Annotated in this window: 20 protein-coding genes and 1 pseudogene; 10 read left to right on the top strand and 11 right to left on the bottom strand. The window is 71.1% G+C overall.

Going from position 1 to position 18,215, the window contains the following annotated elements; all coding sequences use genetic code 11:
- The first annotated feature begins 11 nt into the window (after window positions 1-11).
- A complete protein-coding gene (locus tag FHY02_RS07685; RefSeq protein ID WP_183921190.1) occupies window positions 12-482 on the top strand; it encodes a hypothetical protein in 471 nt (156 codons plus the stop codon).
- 31 nt (window positions 483-513) lie between these two features.
- Here FHY02_RS07685 and FHY02_RS07680 read toward each other — a convergent pair whose 3' ends face one another.
- Complete coding sequence (locus tag FHY02_RS07680; protein ID WP_183921189.1) at window positions 514-1,431, bottom strand: DMT family transporter; 918 nt, start codon at window positions 1,429-1,431, stop codon at window positions 514-516.
- Window positions 1,432-1,558: 127 nt separating this feature from the next.
- Between FHY02_RS07680 and uraH the strand changes: the two genes are divergently transcribed.
- Both uraH and FHY02_RS07670 read left to right on the top strand, forming a co-directional pair.
- A complete protein-coding gene (gene uraH / locus FHY02_RS07675) occupies window positions 1,559-1,966 on the top strand; it encodes a hydroxyisourate hydrolase (protein WP_183921188.1) in 408 nt (135 codons plus the stop codon).
- Between the two features lie 53 nt (window positions 1,967-2,019).
- Complete coding sequence (locus FHY02_RS07670; RefSeq protein ID WP_183921187.1) at window positions 2,020-3,552, top strand: aminoacyl--tRNA ligase-related protein; 1,533 nt, start codon at window positions 2,020-2,022, stop codon at window positions 3,550-3,552.
- 21 nt (window positions 3,553-3,573) lie between these two features.
- On the opposite strand, the gene FHY02_RS07665 is transcribed toward FHY02_RS07670, so the two are convergent.
- The 7 genes and pseudogenes from FHY02_RS07665 to FHY02_RS23415 all read right to left on the bottom strand — a co-directional run.
- The gene (locus tag FHY02_RS07665) at window positions 3,574-5,238 is read right to left on the bottom strand and encodes a hypothetical protein (protein ID WP_183921186.1); all 1,665 of its coding nucleotides are present in this window, start codon (window positions 5,236-5,238) and stop codon (window positions 3,574-3,576) included.
- 24 nt (window positions 5,239-5,262) lie between these two features.
- Window positions 5,263-5,637 carry a response regulator gene (locus FHY02_RS07660; RefSeq protein WP_183921185.1) on the bottom strand — a complete coding sequence of 125 codons (375 nt, stop codon included), beginning with the start codon at window positions 5,635-5,637 and terminating at the stop codon, window positions 5,263-5,265.
- A 20-nt stretch (window positions 5,638-5,657) separates the two neighbouring features.
- On the bottom strand, window positions 5,658-5,915 hold the full coding sequence (locus tag FHY02_RS07655) for a hypothetical protein (RefSeq protein WP_183921184.1): 258 nt from the start codon (window positions 5,913-5,915) through the stop codon (window positions 5,658-5,660).
- Window positions 5,915-7,438, bottom strand: a complete 1,524-nt coding sequence (locus FHY02_RS07650) for a chemotaxis protein CheA (protein WP_221189941.1) — start codon at window positions 7,436-7,438, stop codon at window positions 5,915-5,917. Before FHY02_RS07650 ends, FHY02_RS07655 begins: the two co-directional genes overlap by 1 nt.
- A gap of 39 nt (window positions 7,439-7,477) precedes the next feature.
- On the bottom strand, window positions 7,478-8,230 hold the full coding sequence (locus FHY02_RS22640; RefSeq protein ID WP_221198478.1) for an Hpt domain-containing protein: 753 nt from the start codon (window positions 8,228-8,230) through the stop codon (window positions 7,478-7,480).
- On the bottom strand, window positions 8,227-9,057 hold the full coding sequence (locus FHY02_RS22920; RefSeq protein ID WP_311731805.1) for a response regulator: 831 nt from the start codon (window positions 9,055-9,057) through the stop codon (window positions 8,227-8,229). The genes FHY02_RS22640 and FHY02_RS22920 overlap by 4 nt, the downstream gene beginning before the upstream one ends.
- A 26-nt stretch (window positions 9,058-9,083) precedes the next feature.
- Window positions 9,084-9,998 (bottom strand): annotated as a pseudogene (locus FHY02_RS23415) (methyl-accepting chemotaxis protein); the annotation flags it as partial.
- Window positions 9,999-10,546: 548 nt separating this feature from the next.
- Here FHY02_RS23415 and FHY02_RS07635 point away from each other — a divergent pair.
- Window positions 10,547-11,560, top strand: coding sequence for a zinc-binding alcohol dehydrogenase family protein (locus FHY02_RS07635; protein WP_183921183.1), 1,014 nt, complete (start codon window positions 10,547-10,549; stop codon window positions 11,558-11,560).
- 7 nt (window positions 11,561-11,567) lie between these two features.
- On the opposite strand, the gene FHY02_RS07630 is transcribed toward FHY02_RS07635, so the two are convergent.
- Window positions 11,568-12,386 (bottom strand): DUF4336 domain-containing protein, encoded by an 819-nt coding sequence (locus tag FHY02_RS07630; protein WP_183921182.1) that lies wholly within the window; start codon window positions 12,384-12,386, stop codon window positions 11,568-11,570.
- Window positions 12,387-12,491: 105 nt separating this feature from the next.
- Between FHY02_RS07630 and FHY02_RS07625 the strand changes: the two genes are divergently transcribed.
- The 3 genes from FHY02_RS07625 to FHY02_RS07615 are packed head-to-tail and all read left to right on the top strand — an operon-like array spanning window position 12,492 to window position 15,489.
- Window positions 12,492-13,625, top strand: a complete 1,134-nt coding sequence (locus FHY02_RS07625; RefSeq protein WP_183921181.1) for an 8-amino-7-oxononanoate synthase — start codon at window positions 12,492-12,494, stop codon at window positions 13,623-13,625.
- Window positions 13,622-14,242: a dethiobiotin synthase gene (bioD, locus tag FHY02_RS07620; protein ID WP_183921180.1), complete on the top strand. Its 621-nt coding sequence runs from the start codon at window positions 13,622-13,624 to the stop codon at window positions 14,240-14,242. Before FHY02_RS07625 ends, bioD begins: the two co-directional genes overlap by 4 nt.
- Window positions 14,239-15,489 carry an adenosylmethionine--8-amino-7-oxononanoate transaminase gene (locus FHY02_RS07615; protein ID WP_183921179.1) on the top strand — a complete coding sequence of 417 codons (1,251 nt, stop codon included), beginning with the start codon at window positions 14,239-14,241 and terminating at the stop codon, window positions 15,487-15,489. Before bioD ends, FHY02_RS07615 begins: the two co-directional genes overlap by 4 nt.
- A gap of 161 nt (window positions 15,490-15,650) precedes the next feature.
- On the opposite strand, the gene FHY02_RS07610 is transcribed toward FHY02_RS07615, so the two are convergent.
- Window positions 15,651-16,064, bottom strand: a complete 414-nt coding sequence (locus tag FHY02_RS07610) for a GNAT family N-acetyltransferase (RefSeq protein WP_311731793.1) — start codon at window positions 16,062-16,064, stop codon at window positions 15,651-15,653.
- Window positions 16,061-16,546 (bottom strand): SspB family protein, encoded by a 486-nt coding sequence (locus tag FHY02_RS07605; protein ID WP_183921178.1) that lies wholly within the window; start codon window positions 16,544-16,546, stop codon window positions 16,061-16,063. The genes FHY02_RS07610 and FHY02_RS07605 overlap by 4 nt, the downstream gene beginning before the upstream one ends.
- 73 nt (window positions 16,547-16,619) lie before the next feature.
- Between FHY02_RS07605 and hisB the strand changes: the two genes are divergently transcribed.
- Genes hisB through hisH form a run of 3 tightly spaced genes read left to right on the top strand, consistent with a single transcriptional unit; the run spans window position 16,620 to window position 18,117 of the window.
- Complete coding sequence (gene hisB / locus FHY02_RS07600) at window positions 16,620-17,207, top strand: imidazoleglycerol-phosphate dehydratase HisB (protein WP_183921177.1); 588 nt, start codon at window positions 16,620-16,622, stop codon at window positions 17,205-17,207.
- Entirely contained in the window at window positions 17,204-17,515 is a 312-nt protein-coding gene (locus FHY02_RS07595; protein WP_311731792.1) for a YciI family protein, read from the top strand. Before hisB ends, FHY02_RS07595 begins: the two co-directional genes overlap by 4 nt.
- Window positions 17,512-18,117 carry an imidazole glycerol phosphate synthase subunit HisH gene (gene hisH / locus FHY02_RS07590; protein WP_183921176.1) on the top strand — a complete coding sequence of 202 codons (606 nt, stop codon included), beginning with the start codon at window positions 17,512-17,514 and terminating at the stop codon, window positions 18,115-18,117. Before FHY02_RS07595 ends, hisH begins: the two co-directional genes overlap by 4 nt.
- Window positions 18,118-18,215 lie beyond the last annotated feature (98 nt).

Genomic DNA, 18,215 nt, shown 5'->3' with positions numbered 1-18,215 from the left:
TACAATGAAGGATGAGGATCTCGATCGATTGGCGGGAGCTGGCGGCGCAAGGGCTTGCCTATCTGCTGGGCTGTCTGTCCTGGGTGACCGCGGCAGAACCCTCCAAGACACTCGATCTGCTCCGACGCGATCTCGCGGCCATGGCGCGCGGAGAGCCGCTGACCTCCGCGAACACCGTCGCGCCTTGGCGTGGGATATGGGCCGCCGCGTCGGGTGCGTGGGACCCGATAGCGCTCATCATCTGCTTCTTACTGGCGCTTCTGCTGGTGGAAGGCGCGCGCAAGCGCAGACGCGATTACCTCTGCTGCGGCGCCTTCGTCGGTCTGACGCTGGCCGGGCCGGCGATGTTCGTGCTCTCGCCGGCAAGCCAAGGGATGTTCCTGTGCGTGCCGGGCGCGGTCGCCGTCGCGATCGCGGCCGTCACATGGCGCCTGATCATCTCTCCGGATCGATCCGGACCGGCGCGTCTCAGGCGCGGGTGACGCCGCTTCTCGTCCGAACCGACGTCGTCGCTCAGCCAATCCCCTGCGCCGTCGCCTGCCGCGTCTCCTCACGGCGGCGGACATGCTCGCGCCACACGATATACAGCCCCGCCGCGACGATCACCGGCGCGCCGACCCAGGTCGCTCGGTCGGGGAGGTGGTCGAACACCAGCCAACCGAGCAACGTCGCCCATAGCAGGGACGTATAATCCATCGGCACGACCGCGGAGACTGGCCCCAAGGTGAGCGAACTCGTCATCGCCACCTGCGCTGCGCCGCCGAACAGGCCGCACGACAGCAGCACAACCCATAGCCACGTTGTGTGCGGTTGCGCCCAGATCGCGTAGGCGATCCCGAGCGGCACCAGCGAGAGCGTCGAGAACCAGAAGACGGTGGTGAGCGGTCTCTCGGTGCGCCCGATCGTGCGCAGCAGGATCGTCACCACCGCGGTCAGCACCGCCGCGAGCAGCCCGCTCAGCGCGCCGTAAAGCGGGATCTCATGGCCGCCGGGCTGCGCCACGATGACGACGCCAGCGAAGCCGACCGCGACCGCCGCCCAGCGGCGCCATCCGGTCGGCTCCTTCAGCACGAGTGCGCCGAGCACGGTCGCGAAGATCGGCATCGAGAAGCCGATCGTCGTCGCCTCGGCGAGCGGCAGCACCGTCAGCGTGTAGAAGGTGAAGGCCATCGAGATGAGCCCCACGGTCGCGCGCGCGAGATGCGCCCCGAACCGTTGCGTCGGCAGCGTCGCGAACCCGGGCCCGACGCCCACCACCGCGGTGACGAGCAGCGCCGCGCCGCACTGACGCCAGAAGAGGATCTCGGCGAGATGCGCGCCGCCCGCCTCAGCCAGCTTGATGCAGGTGTTCATTAGCGCGAACAGCGCCACCGAGGTGAGCCGCAGCGCGACGGCGAGCAGGATGCGATCGGATGCCACGCGCGGCGCCATAGCGGCTTTCGGTGCGCGTTGGTGACGTAAGTGCGACGCCTCGCCGACGGAACGACCTCGGAACGAAGCGATGCCTCGCGAGCTACCGGTATGTTGCTCCACGTCAGGCAGAACACCTATGCTCTCGATGCGTCATATCGGATCCTTCGCCGTGATCGTCACGGTGCCGCTCACGCTCGCGGCGGCGCCGGCGCGCGCCGCCGAGGTGTCGACTCATGTGCTCGATCTGGCGCGCGGGACAGGAGGGAGGGGCGTGCCGGTGAGCCTCGAACGCCGGTCGGCGGCCGGTCGCTGGGAGCGCGTCGGCGAGGCGAACACCGACGCGGACGGGCGCGTGCGGCGGATCGGCGATCCCGCGACGATCGGGGTCGGCATCTACCGACTCACGTTCGACATGGCGCGCTACCCCGACGAAGCGGCCAAGCCGTTCTTCCCCGAGATCACGCTCACCTTCAGCGTGACGGACGCCGCCGCGCACTATCACGTGCCGGTCGCCGTGAGTCCCTATGGCTACTCGACCTATCGCGGCAGCTGAGCCCCGCGACGCGGCGGTTTACGCGCGCCCGGCTTCGCGTGTACGGGCGCGCGATGATCAAGCATGCTCTCCCCGTCACGCGCGAGGCCGACTTCGCCGCCTGGTACCAGTCCGTCATCGCCGAGGCCGATATGGCGGAGGAATCGGGCGTGCGCGGCTGCATGGTGATCCGGCCATGGGGCTATGGCATCTGGGAGCGCATCCAGCGCCTGCTCGACGATCGCATCAAGGCGACCGGGCACGAGAATTGCTATTTCCCCGTCTTCATCCCGCTCTCCTATTTCGAGCAGGAGGCCGCGCACGTCGAGGGCTTCGCCAAGGAGATGGCGGTGGTCACCCACCATCGCCTGATCGCCGACGGCAAGGGCGGGCTGGTGCCCGATCCCGAGGCCAAGCTGGAGGAACCGTTGGTGGTCCGCCCCACCTCGGAAACGGTGATCGGCCACGCCTTCGCGCGCTGGGTGCAGTCGTGGCGCGACCTGCCGGTGCTAATCAACCAATGGGCCAATGTCGTCCGCTGGGAGATGCGCACGCGCATGTTCCTGCGCACCGCCGAGTTCCTGTGGCAGGAGGGGCATACCGCCCACGCCTCGGCAGAGGAGGCGCGCGAGGAGACGCTGCGGATGCTCGAGGTGTACCGCGACTTCGCCGAGAGCGACCTCGCGCTGCCGGTGGTCGCGGGCGAGAAGCCCGAGAATGAGCGCTTCCCCGGCGCGGTGGCGACCTACTCGATCGAGGCGATGATGCAGGACGGCAAGGCGCTCCAGGCGGGCACCTCGCACTTCCTCGGCACCAATTTCGCCAGCGCCCAGAACATCCGCTTTCAGAACAACGCGGGCGAGCTCGAACTCGCCAACACCACCAGCTGGGGCGTGTCGACGCGCACCATCGGCGCGCTGATCATGGTCCACGGCGACGACGACGGGATGCGCGTGCCGCCGCGGGTCGCGCCGTGGCAGGTGGTGATCGTGCCGATGCTGCGCGACACGCCCGAGGACGAGGCGCTGGTCACCTATTGCCGCGAGCTGCAGCAGGCGCTGGCGCGGCAGAGCGCGCTGGGCGAGCCGCTGCGCGCGCTGCTCGATCTCAAGCCGGTGAAGTCGACCACCAAGCGCTGGGGCTGGGTGAAGAAGGGCGCGCCGCTGGTGATCGAGGTGGGCGGGCGCGACATGGCGGCGGGCAATGTCTCGCTGATCCGCCGCGACCGGCTGTACCGTGCCGACGGCAAGCTCGACAGCGTGGCGATGCCGCGCGACGCGCTCGTCGCCGAGGCGCCCGCGTTGCTCGAGGCGATCCAGCAGGCGCTGTACGACGAGGCCGCGGCGCGGCTGCGCGCGGGGATCACCGCGGCGGCCGACTGGGCCGCGGTGGCGGCGCATTTCGCGCCCGAGGCGCGCAACCCGGGCTGGCTCGAGGTGCAATGGGCACGTCCGACCGGCGCCGCGCTCGACGCGGTGGTGGAGAAGCTCAAGGCGCTCAAGCTGACGCTGCGCAACGCCCCGAGCGATCAGGCGCCGGCGGACGGCACCTGCGTCTTCACCGACGCGCCGGCAGTGGAACGCGTGCTGGTCGGCCGCGCCTATTGAGCGCGGCGGCACCGGCGCCGTTTAGAACAGCCCGTCCTCTTCCTCCGACTCCGCGGTGAGCAGCGCCATGCCGGGCAGCAGGAACCCGGCATGGACGTCGCGCTCGGCCGTCATGGTGTAAGTCGCGGCGACCTGGTCGAGCAGCGCGCGCAGCGCCGCGTCGCCCACACCGGGCAGCGTGTCGGCGACACGGACACCCTGCGCGCCAAGCTGCTCGCCGATCGCGGCGACCTCGCTGGCGAGCGCGAGCGGACGCTCCAGCACCGCATTGGCAGCCTGCAGCTCGGCGATGAGCGCGCGCGCCTCGCCTTCGCCGTCGCGAATGCCGCGTTCGCTGGTCACATGGCCGTCGCGGATCACCTCGGCGGCGAGCGCCAGCCGGTGGCCGGTGGCGCCACCGCGCGAGCGATGCGACGCCGCGATCGTCGCGCCGCTCGCGTACATCGCCGCCATCGCGGCGGTGGCGCGGTCCAGCTGTGTCGCGCAGGTCCCCACCTCGACCGCTACCACCGCCACCGCACGCCCCATCACGCCGAAGCGACGACACAGCAGCCGGGTGTTCACCGCCATGTCGCCGACGTCGCGGCGGATCAGGCGCAAGCCGTCGCAGCGCTGTGCCAGGCCATCGAGCGAGTCGGTGGTCAGCCGCACTAGCGCGTCGGTGTCGCGATCGGCGTCGTGCAGCTGCTCGGTCAGGGCGCTCACCGCCGCGACGTCGCGATCGAGCTCGCCCAAGGGGTCGCCGCCGTCGCCCTCGGCCATCGCCGTGATCAGCGTGAGCAGTCGCTCGGTCTCGTCGCCGATCGCGCGCAGCGCCTCGACCAGCTGCGCCGCGCCGGTGGCGAAGTCGGCCGCCAGCGCGTGGGTCTGTGCCGCGGCGAGCGCGCGCAGATGGGCGCCCACGGCGGTGTCGCCGTCGCGCTCGGCGGCGTCGGCGTAGGCCAGGGTCGCCACGACATGCTCGATCCGCTGCCGCGTGCTGTCGCCGACCTGGAGCGCGTTGAGCGCCGAGCCGACCCGCCTCGCCACGGTGCGCGCCGCCGCGGCGAGCTCGGCCGCGCCGTGGCGCAGCGTCTCGCGGTAGCGGTCCAGCGCCGCGGCGTCATGCTCGAGCCGGTCGGGCACCTCGGGCACCACCTTCGCGCCCTCGGCGCGCAGCCGCGTGTAGGCGGCGCTGCCGCGCGTGATCCCGGCGGCGAGCGTGCTCAGCTCGGCGAGGATGTGCGCGATATGCTGCTCGCCCTGCTGCAAGCGGTGCAACATGCCGTCCACGAAATCGACGAACACCGCCTCGCCCGAGGCCGCGATCTTGATGTTGGGGCCGTAGATCTCGAGCAGCCGCAGCGTGTCGCGCATCTCCAGCACGCGCGCGCGGATCACGTCGAGCTGGATCGCGATCGCGCCCAGCTCGGCGTCGCGCTCGGCCTGCGCCGCGGGCAGGGTGGTGAGCCGCTGCGCGACCGCGCGCAGATCGGCGACCGACTCGGTCGCCGCGGCGGCATCGATCGCGTGGGTCACGCCGTCGAGCGCGCCGATCACGCGCTGCACCGCGCCGACCGCGCTCGCGAGCGTACGGCCGACCTCGACGAAATGGCGGTCGAGCTCGGCCGCCAGCGCCGCCAGCACGGCGGCGGGCACCGTCGTTTCGGCCTGCTGTCCGGTGTCCAGCGCTACCATGTGCGGCATCGCGTCACTCCTCCCGGCGCGGGCTCAGGCCGAGGGCACCAGCTTCCGGACGATCTTGAGCAATGCATCGGCCTCGACCGGCTTGGTGAGCCAGCCGGTCGCACCCGCTGCCTTGGCGACGTTGCGCATGTCCTGCGCCGATTCGGTGGTGAGCAGGACGATGGGCGTGAAGCTCAGGCCGGGCAGCTGGCGCGCGACGCGGACCAGGTCGATCCCGCTCAGCGATCCCATGTTCAGATCGGTCAGGATCATCGCCGGCTTGAGTCCGCCGCTGAGCAGCTCGAGCGCCTGCTCGCCGCTCTCGGCCTTGTGCACCGTGAGGCTGGTCTCGCCGAGCATGATCTCGACGCTCATCAGCATCGAGGGGGAATCGTCGACGATCAGGATCGAATCAGACATGGTAGCTCCGTGTGACTCCGTCAGTGGTCGGTGGATGCCGGCGCGGGCGCGGCGGTGAGGAAGGGCAGCAGCGGCGCCAGCGCGGGCGACGGCGTGCCGTGCAGCGGTGGGCGGAACGCGAGCAGCACCTGGACCAGCGCGCTGTGCATGCCGGTGCAGTGCACCAGCGACACGCTGGCCCTGGGTGTCCTGGCGAGGAAGGCGACCAGCTCCAGCGCCTCCTCGACCGTGCAGCGCTGTTCGAAATGCACGCGGGCGCGCGTGTAGCGGATCGGCATCACAGCAGCTCCTTGAGGTCGAGGATGAGCAGGACGCGCCCGTCACCGAGCAGGGTGGTGCCGCAATAGCCAGGCACCGCGGCGAGCAGTCCGTCCATCGGCGTGAGGATGACGTCCATGCCCTCGCGGAAATCGTCGATGACGAGGCCGATCGTCTCGCCCGCGACGCGGCACACCAGCACCGCCTCGCCGCGCTCGCCCGGCGCGCGCGCCGCCTCGCCCGCGCCGAGCCGCTGCGCCATCCGCACCAGCGGCACGATCGCGTCGCGCAGCACGAACACCTCGTCGCGACCGACGCGCCGGATCGCCTCCTGCCGCAACCGCACGGTCTGGACGACAAGGTCCATCGGGATGCCGTAAAGGCTGCCCGCGATGTCGACGACCATCACGCGGGTCACCGCCATGCTGAGTGGCAGCGTCAGCCGCGTGGTGGTGCCTTGGCCGAGCTGCGACTGGACCGAGACGCGTCCGCCCAGCTTGTGCACGGTGCTGAGCACCACGTCCATGCCGACGCCGCGCCCCGACAGATCCGAGACCTCGGCCGCGGTGGAGAAGCCGGGGCGGTAGATCAGGTTGACGGCTTCCTGGTCGGTCAGCCGGTCCGCCGCCTCGCGCGTGACGAGCGCCTTGCTCACCGCGGCATCGCGGATAGCGGTGGGATCGATGCCGCAGCCGTCGTCGCTGACCTCGACGATCACGCTATCGGTGTCCTGGAAGGCGCGCAGCCGCAGCGTCGCCGCGGCCGCCTTGCCCGCGGCGACGCGCGTCTCGGGCAGCTCGATGCCGTGATCGAGCGAGTTGCGCACGACGTGGAGCAGCGGATCGCCGAGCGCCTCGATGATCGTCTTGTCGGCGGCGGTGTCCTGCCCCTCGACGACCAGCTCGACCTGCTTGTCGAGCCGCCGCCCGAGGTCGCGCACCAGCCGCGGGAAGCGGTCGAAGATCTCGGCCACCGGTAGCATGCGCACCTGCATGATCGCGCCCTGCAGCTCCTGCGTCAGCCGATCGATGATCGCATATTGCTCCTTGATCTCGCGCGCCATCTCGCGCGAGCCGTGGATCTCCTCGGCGCGCTTGGCGAGGAACGGCAGCGCGTTCTTGGAGACGACCAGCTCACCGATGAGCGTCATCAGCGTGTCGATCTTGCTCTGGTCGACCCGCAGCGTGCGCGCCGGGGCGGGCGCCTCCGCCATGGCGGCGGGGCGCGGCGGCTCGGGCACGCGCGGCGGCGCCGCGGCGGCCGCGGGCTCGGCGTCGGCGAGCGGGTCGAGCGTGGCGAGAAAGCCGAGCAGCGGCGCGACGTCCTGCGCGGCATGCGCCTCGGCCAGAACCGCCTGCCACAAATCGGCGAGCAGATGATGGCCGAGGCTGCGCAGCGCGTTGCCGATCACCGCCGCGACCGAGCTCAGCCGCGCCGGATCATAGCCGGACTGCGCGAGCAGCCGCAGCTGAGTCGACACCAGGACGCGCACCGGCGAGCTATCGGTCGCGGCGTCCCCCGCGCCGTGCGCGGCGGTCGGCACGGGCGAGACCGGGTCGACCGCATCGGCGCCGGGTAGCAGTCACAGCGCGCACTGGTCGAGTTCATAGGCCATCGCCTCCTCCGCAGCCTCACGCGTCGCCGCGGTCAGCACGGTCAGGCGCAGGTTGCAGTCATAGGGGTCGAAGTCGGGGCCGGGCTGCCACGGCTGTCGCGGCGCGATCGCGAGGCCGATCAGCTCGGGCAGCTGCTGGATCGCCGCCACCGGGTCGCTCCCGGTATAGAAGCAGGCGGCGTCGGGCTCGTAGCGCAGCACGAGGATCGCCTCGCCCGCGGCGTGTCGCGCAGTCGCGGCGGCGAGCGCGGCGGCATCGAAGTCGGCGAGCCAGTCGGTCGGCGCCACCGTCAGTGCCGCGTCGGGTGTGGGTGGCGTCGTGCCGCCTGACGCCGTGCCCAGATGCGCGCGCAGGAGGCCGGCATGGTGCGCGGCGGTGCGCTCAGCGTCGGCCGCGAGCCGACCGTGGCGCGCGAGCTGGTCGATGAAGACGCTGACCTGATCGAAACTGTCGAGCAGCTCGTCCACCACCTGCGAGGTCAACGCGAACTCGCCGGCACGTACCGCGGCGAGCAGGTCCTCGCCGGCATGGACCAGCCGCGTCAGCGCGGCGGCGTCGAACAGCCCGGACGAGGCCTTGAGCGTGTGGACCGCGCGAAACACCTCGTTGATCGCGGCGTCGTCGTCGGGCGCGCGCTCGAGCACGAGCAGCCCGGCCGCGGCCGCCTGGAGCAGCTCGCGCGCCTCCTCGACGAAGCGGGTCAGTAGCAGGTCGCTCACGCCGCCACCCCCGTCATCAGCGCGGCGTAATGACGCAGCGCTGCGGGCGCGGCGGGTTTGATCAAATACAGATTGGCCCCGGCCTCGAGCGCGCGCTCCGCGTCGCTCGTGCCCGCCTCGGTGCTGATCGTGACGATGGGCACTGCCTGCCCGGCGGCGTCGCCGCGCAGCCGCTCGATTAGCGTGTAGCCGTCCATCTTGGGCATGTTGACGTCGACGACGAGCAGGTCGAACGGCTCGACCAGCGCGCGCTCCAGCCCCTCAAGCCCGTTGGCCGCTTCCTCGACGACGAAGCCGGCGGCCTCGAAGACCGAGCGATAATAGAGGCGGTGGTGATCGCGTCGACGATCTTGTCGATGCGGCGGCTGACCTGTTCCAGCGCGGCGATCTGGTCGCGGCTGGCGCGGCCGGCGCTGACCGACTCGGCCACGCCCCGCATCATCGTGTCGATGAGGACCTTGTTCTCCTTGAGCAGATCGGTGATCTGCTCGCCGCGCTCGGCGCCATGATTCGTCTGTTCCGCCGCGGTCTTGGCGTTCTCGGAGAGCCGCTCGATCGCGGCCGAGGACTGCTGCGTCGCCGAGGCGGCCTGCTGCGCGCCGCGGCTGATCTGCTCCAGCGCGGTGGCGACCTGGGTCGAGGCGCGGCTGATCTCCTCCACGGCACTGGAGAGTTCCTCCGCGGCGGACGCCACTTCCTCGGCGCTCTTGCCGATGTTGCTGCTGTTCTTGAGCTCGTCGGCGAGCTGGCCGAGCTCCTGCGCCGCCTGCTCGCTCTGCGCCAGCGCGTTGGACTGCTGGTCGATCGTGTGGCTGGTCTCCTGGCACGCGGCGCTCTGCTCCTCGGCGGCGGCGGCGATCAGCTCGGCGCCCTTCAGCGCCTCGTTGGCGGCCTGGACCGCTTCCTCGGCGTCGCTCGCGATCGTGGTGCAGCCCGTCATGATCGTCGCCATGTCGTCGCGGATCCGGTCGAGCCCGGCGATCACCGCGCCGCCCTTGGCGGCTTCCTCGCGCGCGTTGGTGGCGGAGGTGCCAATGCCCTCGGCGACGACGCGCACGTCCTGCTGCACCTGCGCGATCAGCTCCTGGATGTCGCGCGCGGACTTCTCGCTGGTCTCGGCCAGCGTGCGCACCTCGTCGGCGACCACCGCGAAGCCCTTGCCATGCTGGCCGGCACGCGCCGCCTCGATCGCGGCGTTGAGTGCGAGCAGGTTGGTCTGGTCCGCGATATGCGCCACCGCCTTGACCACGTCGCCGATCGCGAGCGCCTGACGATCGAGCTCCTCGACCAGCTCGACCGAGCTCGCCTGGCGCTCCGCGGCGCGCGACACCGCCTCGAGCGAGGCGCCGACCTCCGCGCCGGTGCGCGCCACCAGCTCGGACAAGGACTGCGTCAGCGTCGCCGAGCCGTTGGCGCGCTGGCGCATGTCGCGCAGCAGGTCGACCGCATTGGTCATCGCCTTCATCGTCTGCTGCGCCGCGGCCGAGGCCTGTTCGGCGCCGACGCTGATCTGCTCGGCGGCGCGGCGCAGCTCTTCCGCCGCGCTCGATGCCTCGGCGATGCCGCTCGACAGCTCGGCGGTGGCGGAGGCGAGCCGCTCCGAACCCTTCTGCTGGCGCGCGAAGGTGCGCGCCTTGCGCTTCTCCGCCTCGGCGGTGAGCCGCACGCTGTTGCTGGAGAGCGCCGAATTACGCGAGCCCCCCTCGTGCGCGCTGCTGCCGGACGTCGCGATGCTACTTTTCTTGGCAAGAGCATGGGGGTGCTCCATTGATCGTTTGAAGCGCCCCATTGTACCGTAGACCGTATATGATCTCTTGTTGTCGAGATCAGTTCGGGCGGCTGTCAAGATAAACTGCTGCAATGATTGTCTTCGCTGTCGGTAAAGGCCTCTTCACCATGAGAATTAATTGCAACCTTTCCCTTGTGCATATTCTACGGGTAAGGTGCTGTTGTTGTACATCTTGTGGGCGGGATGCCTCGATCTGGTTACTGAAGGTCAGCGTGGTCTGATAATGTGTGGCCGCGACCGATTGATATTTCCGAGATCTGTTCTCACGCGAGCGGCCGGCATGCTCGGGCGCGACCATGTCCTGGGCAGGGCGACGGGCGCGTCGGACTAACGGCGACCCCGCTGACGAGCTCTCGCGCTTAGATCGATCGATGATGGGTGGTGAGGCCGCGATGCCTCGGTCTTCGTGCGAGCGACCGTCGCGGGCCTGCCCGGCTCAGGCTATTCACTTCCTTGATTGGGATTGCACGTGCGTTAATGCTCTTTCATAGGCGGAAGAACCCTCGCCCAAAAGGACGCGCTCCGCCGTGCTGACGATCATCTGCGACCGACCGCTGGCGTTGCGCGTCGCCGAGCGCGAGCCCCCGACGCGCGCGAGCGACGCGTTGCTGGTGCGGATCCAGCGCGTCGGCCTGTGCGGCACCGATTACCACATCTATGCCGGCAACCAGCCGTTTCTCAGCTATCCCCGCGTCATGGGGCATGAGCTGGCCGGCGAGGTGGTCGAGGCGCCGCCGGGATCCGCCTTTCGTCCGGGCCAAGCGGTGACGATCAATCCCTATCTCGCCTGCGGCCATTGCGTCGCCTGTCGCGCCGGCAAGCCCAATTGCTGCGCCCACATCGCGGTGCTCGGAGTCCACACCGACGGGGGCATGGCCGAGCTGATCGCGGTGCCCGAAAGCGCCGCGATCGACGCCACCGGGCTCACGTCGGAGCAGGCGGCGATGGTCGAGTTTCTCGCGATCGGCGCGCATGCGGTGGCGCGCGCGCGACTGCGGGTGGGAGGCAGCGTGCTGGTGAAGGGGGCGGGGCCGATCGGCCTCGCCACCGCTCTGTTCGCGCGGCTGGACGGCGCCGCAGTAACGCTGTGCGACTCGCGTGAGCCGCGGCTGGATCGCGCCGCCCGCGACTTCGGCTTCGACTCGCTGGTGCTCGCCGACGATGCGGCGCAGGCGCGCTTCGCGGCGCTGACCGACGGCGATTTCTTCGAGACGGTGTTCGATGCGACGGGCAATCTCGCCGCGATGTGCGACGGGCTTCGCCAGGTCGCGCACGGCGGCAGCTACGTGCTGGTGAGCGTGGTCAAGGGTGACCTGGTCTTCGCGGATCCCGAGTTCCATAAGCGCGAGACGACGCTGATCGCCAGCCGCAACGCGCTCGCCGCCGACTTCGCGCGCGTCATCGCCGCGATCCGCGACGGCACGATCGCTACCGACGCGCTCCACAGCCACAGCGTCGAGGCGGCGGATCTGCCGCGACGACTGCCCGAGCTGATCGACGCGGCCGACACCGTGCTCAAGGCGATCGTCCGCTTCGACTGAGCGTCGCTTACACCCAGGCGAACGCACCCTTGAGGCGGCCCGCGCCGCCGCTCGCGAACGGGGCGCCGTGCGCCATCACCACGCGCTCGGGTTGCAGGGCCACCATCGCGCGGATCGCGGCGCGCATCGGCTCGCCGCCGAGCCGCAGCGCCGCGCGCAGGTAGAGCGGCGTGGTACCCGCGGTGCCGCGGGTCGCGCGAGCGACGAGCGCGGTGACCGCGGGCAGCCGCTCGGGTTCGAGGTTCTGCACCAGATCGGTGAGGATCAGCGTGCGCGTGGCGCGGTGCAGGAACCAGGTCTCGCGGAAGCCGGCACCACCTTCGATCACGCCCTGGTCGATCGCGCTCGCCCAGGCGGGCGGCGCCGCTTCGCCCAGCACCGAGTCGATCCGCAATCCGGCGCGACGCACCTGCGCCCGCTCGGCGAGACCGGGTGCGGCCCACAAGGTCGCGCGCGGGAAGGCGCGCTGCCAGCGCGGCAGATAGGTCCAGTGGGCCACGTTGGGCGCGACCAGATGCTGGATCGGCCCGAGTCCTTCCAACGCCGCGGCCAGCGCCGGCGTGTAGGGCGTGGGCGAGTGGAGCAGCAGTGCGCCATCGTCGAGCCGGACCACCGTCATGCGCACCGGCAGCGTCAGACCGCCGGCGTGGATCGGGCCGCTGTCGACCAGCCAGATATTGTCTGCGAACGGCTTGGGCACGTCGAGCGGCGGATAGGTGGCGGGCGCGGCGGGGCGCCGGCTGGCGTAGAGATAGCCGGCGAGCGCGCCGGCGACGGCGACCGCGGCGAGCGCGGGGCCGGCGGCAGGGAGGGAGCGTCGTGTCATACCGCGGACAACGTCGCGCCCGCCGGGTCGTGCCGCGTCTCGCCGCAGCCGCGGCTCGCCGCGCCGGCTGGTCTTTCCCCGCCGTCAGGACCTATAGGCGCGGCGATGCTGCTCGCCTTGCACCGTGATCATCTCGCCGCGCTCGCCGCACGCGACCGGCTCCGTACGCTCGCACCGCGGCACGGCGTGGACTTCTCCTCGAACGACTATCTCGCGTTGGCCACGGCACCGCGGCTGCGCGCGGCAGCGACCGCCGCGCTGGAGCGCGGTGTCGCGCTCGGCTCCGGCGGGTCGCGGCTGCTGCGCGGCAACGATCCCGAGCATGAGGCGCTGGAGGCGGAGGGCGCGCGCTTCTTCGGCAGCGCCGCGGCGCTGTTCTTCGGCAGCGGTTATGCCGCCAACACCGCGCTGTTCGCGGCGCTGCCCCAGCCGGGGGACCTGCTGGTGTATGACTCGCTCGTCCACGCGAGCGCTCATGACGGGATGCGGCTCGGCCGCGCCGAGACCGTGGCCACGCCGCACAACGACGCGGACGCGGTCGACTCGACGATCGCGGCGTGGCGCGCCCGCGGCGGCACCGGCACGCCCTGGATCGCGGTGGAGAGCCTCTACAGCATGGACGGCGATCGCGCCCCGCTCGCCGACCTCGCCGCGGTCGCCGAGCGCCACGGCGCGATGCTGGTGATCGACGAGGCGCACGCTACCGGCGTGTGGGGCGCGCACGGACGCGGCCTCGCCGATACGCTCGACGGGCGCGAGAACGTCATCACGCTTAAGACCTTCGGCAAGGCCCTCGGCTGCGAAGGCGCGTTGGTGTGTTGTTCACGGCTGGTGCGCGACTTCCTGGTGGCGCGCGCCCGGCCGTTCATCTTCTCGACCGCGCCCGCGCCGCTCGCCGCCGCCGTGGCGCGCGCCGCTCTGGCGATCCTCGCCGACGAGCCCCAGCGGCGCCAGCGCCTACACGCGCTGATCGCGCATGCCGGTGCGCGGCTCGGGCCGCTCGGCGCCACGGTGACGGGTACCCAGGTGATGCCGCTGCTGGTCGGCGACGACCGCGCCGCGCTCGACCTCGCCGCTTCGGTGCAGCGTGCCGGCTTCGACGTGCGCGCGATTCGGCCGCCCACCGTGCCGGCGGGAAGCGCGCGGCTGCGGCTGTCGCTGACGCTCCACGTCGGTGTGGCGGAGATCGACTCGCTCGCCGAGGCAGTGGCCTTTGCGACGCCGGGGGCGCGGCGATGAGCGTGATCGCGGTGACCGGCACCGACACCGACGTGGGCAAGACCGTCTTCGCGGCGGCGCTGACCGTGGCGCTCGACGCGTCCTACTGGAAGCCTGTGCAGGCCGGGCTGGAGGACGGTAGCGACGCGGCCAGTGTCGAGTCGCTCGGCGTCGCGCGCGCGCGGATCGTCCCCGAGGCGTATCGGCTCACCACACCTTGCTCGCCGCACCGCGCCGCCGAGCTCGACGGCGTCGTGATCGACCCCGCGCGGCTGGCGCTGCCCCCGATCGGGGGCGATCTCGTGGTGGAAGGCGCGGGCGGCGCGCTGGTGCCGCTCACGCGCGACTGGCTGTTCGCCGACCAGATCGCGTGCTGGGGTTGCCCCGCCGTGCTGGTGGCGCGCACCTCGCTGGGCACGATCAACCATAGCCTGCTCTCGATCGAGGCGCTGCGCGCCCGCGGCGTACCGCTGCTCGGCGTCGCCTTCATCGGCGACGCGCAGGAGGATAGCGAGGCGACGATCGCGGCGGTTGGGCGCGTGCGCCGACTCGGCCGACTGCCGCGGCTGCCGCGGCTCGATCCGACCGCACTGGCGAGCGCCTTCGCCGACGCTTTCGACGTGGCGGCGTTCCGATGAGCGGCTCGCCGGTCTGGCATCCCTTCACCCAGCACGGCCTGGGCGAGCCGATCCCGCTCGTCGCCCGCGGCGAGGGCGCGGCCCTGTACACGGCCGATGGGCGCCGCGTCATCGACGCGATCTCCTCCTGGTGGGTGACGACGCACGGCCACAACCACCCGCGTATCGTCGCGGCGATCCGTGATCAGGCCGAGCGGCTCGACCAGATCATCTTCGCCGGCTGGACGCACGAGCCCGCCGAGGCGCTGGCGCGCGGGCTGACCGCGATCATGCCGGCCGAGCTGACCCGCGTCTTCTTCTCCGACTCGGGCTCGACCAGCGTCGAGGTCGCGCTCAAGATGGCGCTGGGATACTGGCACGCGCGTGGCGAGCCGCGCGACCGCATCCTGGTGATGGCGCACAGCTATCACGGCGACACGATCGGCGCGATGTCGGTCGGCGCGCGTGGCGTGTTCAACCGTCCCTATACGCCGCTGCTGTTCGACGTCGGCACCGTCCCGTTCCCCGCCGCGGGCGCGGAGCAGGCGACGCTCGATTCGCTGGAGCAGGCGTGCGCGGCCGGCGCGGCGGCGTTCATCGTCGAGCCGCTGGTGCTCGGCGCGGGCGGGATGCTGTTCTACCCGCCCGCGGTGCTCGCCGAGATGAGGGCGATCTGCGCGCGCCACGGCGTGCTCTTCATCGCCGACGAGGTGATGACAGGCTGGGGTCGCACCGGCACGCTGCTGGCGTGCGAGCAGGCCGGCGTGGTGCCCGACATCCTCTGCCTCTCCAAGGGGCTGACCGGCGGCGCGGTGCCGCTGGCGGTGACGATGGCGACCGAGCCGCTGTTCAAGGCGCATCTTAGCGCCGACCGCGCGCGGATGTTTTTCCACTCGTCGAGCTACACCGCCAACCCGATCGCCTGCGCCGCCGCCTGCGCCAATCTCGCGATCTGGCGCGGCGAGCCGGTGCGCGAGCGCGTAGCGGCGCTGGCGGGGGCACAGGCCGAACGCGTGGCCGCGCTCGCCGCCCTGCCGGGGGTGAGCGGTGCGCGCTCGCTCGGCACGATCGCGGCGCTCGAGCTGGGGGAGCGGGCGGGCTATCTGTCCGATCGCGCGCCGCGACTGATGGCCTTCTTCCGCGAGCGCGACGTGCTGCTGCGCCCGCTCGGCGACACGCTCTACGTCATGCCGCCCTATTGCATCGGGGCGGACGATCTTGATCGGGTCTACGCGGTGATGGCAGAGGCGGTAAAGACGTTCGGGTGATGACGGGGCGTGCCGCTACGCCGCCCGGCCAGGCTCGACCCGACATCCATGGTGCCGCGACCGCATCGTTCGGCGATGTAGGCGGCAGGATGGATCTCGGCTCAAGGCCGGGATGACGGAGTGGCACGGCGAACGTGACTAAGAGGGGGCTCTTTCGCCCCTCAGCCGATCCGCTTCGCCAGGAAAAAGCGCGACTCGCCCGGCGGATAGTCGTCGATCGTACCGAACAGCGCGTAGCCGAGCTTCTCGTAGAAGCCGCGCGCCTGGAAGCTGAACGTGTCGAGCCACACGCCGACGCACCCGAGTCGCGCCGCCTCGGCTTCCGCGGCGAGCATCAGCGCGCGTCCCTCGCCGCGGCCGCGCCGCTCCGGCGGGAGCGCGAGATATTGCACGAACAGCCAGCGATAGCTCGCCACGCCCCACAGCCCGCCGACGATCGCCCCGGCCTCGTCGCGCAGCACCAGCGCGATCTCCTCGCGCGGCATCTGCCCCACTGCCGAATCGTTGTGCGCCACCAGCGGCGCAAGGATCGCGGCGCGTACCGCCGCGTCGGGCGCGGCGACTCGCTCGATCACTTCTTGCGCTTAAAATCCACCGCGACGACGTTCGAGCCGTCGCTCGCGCCGCCCGCAGGCGGGCCGTCATTCTCGGCCGGATCGTGCCCGCCCGGGCCGTCGCCCGGCCCTTCCTGCGCCTGGAAGCGCAGCTCGAAGTTCACGGCCGGGTCGTGGAAGCCGGTGATCGCCGAGTACGGGATTACCAGCTTCGACGGCACTTGGTTGAAGCTCAGCCCCACCGAGAAACGCTCCTCGTCGACCGTCAGGTCCCAGAAGCGGTTCTGGAGCACGATCGTCATCTCGTCGGGGAAGCGCTCGACCAGCCGCGCCGGGATATCGACGCCGGGCGCCTGAGTCTTGAAGGTGATATAGAAATGGTGCTGGCCGGGCAGCCCCCCGGTCTCGGCGACCACGCCGAGCACGCGCCCGACGACGGCGCGCAGCGCTTCCTGCACGATCTCGTCATAGGGGATCTGGCTGTCGGGCAGCATGTCGTTCATGCGCTTATGGGTAGCGTGATGGGCCGAGCGGTCAAGGTTGCTTGGACCGCGCAGCGCGTTATGGACCGGCTGCATGCGCACCGCCACGCTCCGCCGCGATACCAGCGAGACCCGTATCAGCGTCTCCGTCGACCTGGACGGCACCGGCCAGTATGACATCCATACCGGCGTCGGCTTCTTCGACCATATGCTGGAGCAGCTCGCGCGCCACTCGCTGATCGACGTCACGCTTCACTGCGACGGCGACCTCCATATCGATCAGCACCACACCGTCGAGGACAGCGCGCTCGCGCTCGGCAGCGCGGTGGCGCAGGCGCTCGGCGACAAGCGCGGCATCCGCCGCTACGCCGATGCGCTGTCGCCGATGGACGAGACGCTGACCCGAGTCGCGCTCGACATCTCGGGGCGGCCGTGGCTGGTGTGGAAGACCGGCTTCACCCAGACCCGGCTGGGCGAGATGGACACCGAGCTGTTCCAGCACTGGTTCCACAGCTTCGCGCAGACCGCCGGGATCACGCTCCACGTCGAGACGCTCTACGGCGACAACAACCACCATATCGCCGAGAGCGCGTTCAAGGGGCTGGCGCGCGCGCTGCGCGAGGCGATCGAGATCGACCCGCGCAAGGTCGGCGTGATCCCCTCGACCAAGGGGACGCTGTGAGTCGCTATCGTGCCGGCGGCGAGCTGAGCCTGATCCTGCTGAGCTACGTGCGCCCGCTCGACGAGCTCGACTCGTTGATGGCGGCGCACGTCGCCTGGCTCGACGCGGGCTTCGCGGAGGGCGCCTTCCTGGTGGCGGGCCGGCGCGAGCCTCGTACCGGCGGGGTCATCGTGGTGCGCGGCCACCGCGCCGCGGCCGAGGCGATCGCCGCGACCGACCCGTTCGTCACCGCCGGCGCGGCGACCGTGGAGGTGGTGCCGTTCCACGCCAGCTTCGCCGCCGACCCGGTCCGCGCGTGGCTGGCATGACGCTGGCGCTGATCGACTATCAGGCGGGCAACCTCCACTCGGTCGCCAATGCGCTGCGCGCCGCGGGGTGCGATGACCTCGTGGTCACCGCCGACCCCGACGCGGTCGCGCGCGCCGATCGGATCGTGCTGCCCGGCGTGGGCGCGTTCGGGGCCTGCGCCGCGGCGCTGCGCGCGGTCGACGGGCTGGTGCCCGCGCTCGAGCAGCGGGTGCTGGCGGAGGGCGCGCCGTTCCTCGGCATCTGCGTCGGGATGCAGCTGCTCGCGACCACGGGCGAGGAGCTCGGCCGCCACGCCGGGCTCGGGTGGATCGACGGGACCGTCCGCCGTATCGACGTCGCGGGCACCGACGCCAAGGTGCCGCACATGGGCTGGAACGACGTGGTGCCGCAGGTCGAGCACGCGCTGATCGTCCCGGGCGAAGCCTATTTCCTCCACAGCTACGCCTTCACCGGCGCGCATGTGGTGGCGACCACCGACCATGCCGGTCCGGTCACCGCCGCGGTGGCGCGCGAGAATGTGGTAGGGGTGCAATTCCATCCCGAGAAGAGCCAGCGCTACGGGCTGGCGCTGCTGGAGCGCTTCCTGGCGTGGCGGCCGTGAGGGGCACGGCGGTGGTGAGTCGGTCGCCCTCTTCCCGTCCGAGGCGCCATCCTGAACTCGTTTCAGGATCCAGGGCTCCACGTGCTCGCCGGCCGCTG

This window comes from Sphingomonas sp. BK069 (genome assembly GCF_014193405.1).
In the GTDB taxonomy this organism is placed as follows: domain Bacteria; phylum Pseudomonadota; class Alphaproteobacteria; order Sphingomonadales; family Sphingomonadaceae; genus Sphingomonas.
Note: the sequence above shows the minus strand (reverse complement) of the source record. Positions and strands in the feature narration are given on the sequence as shown.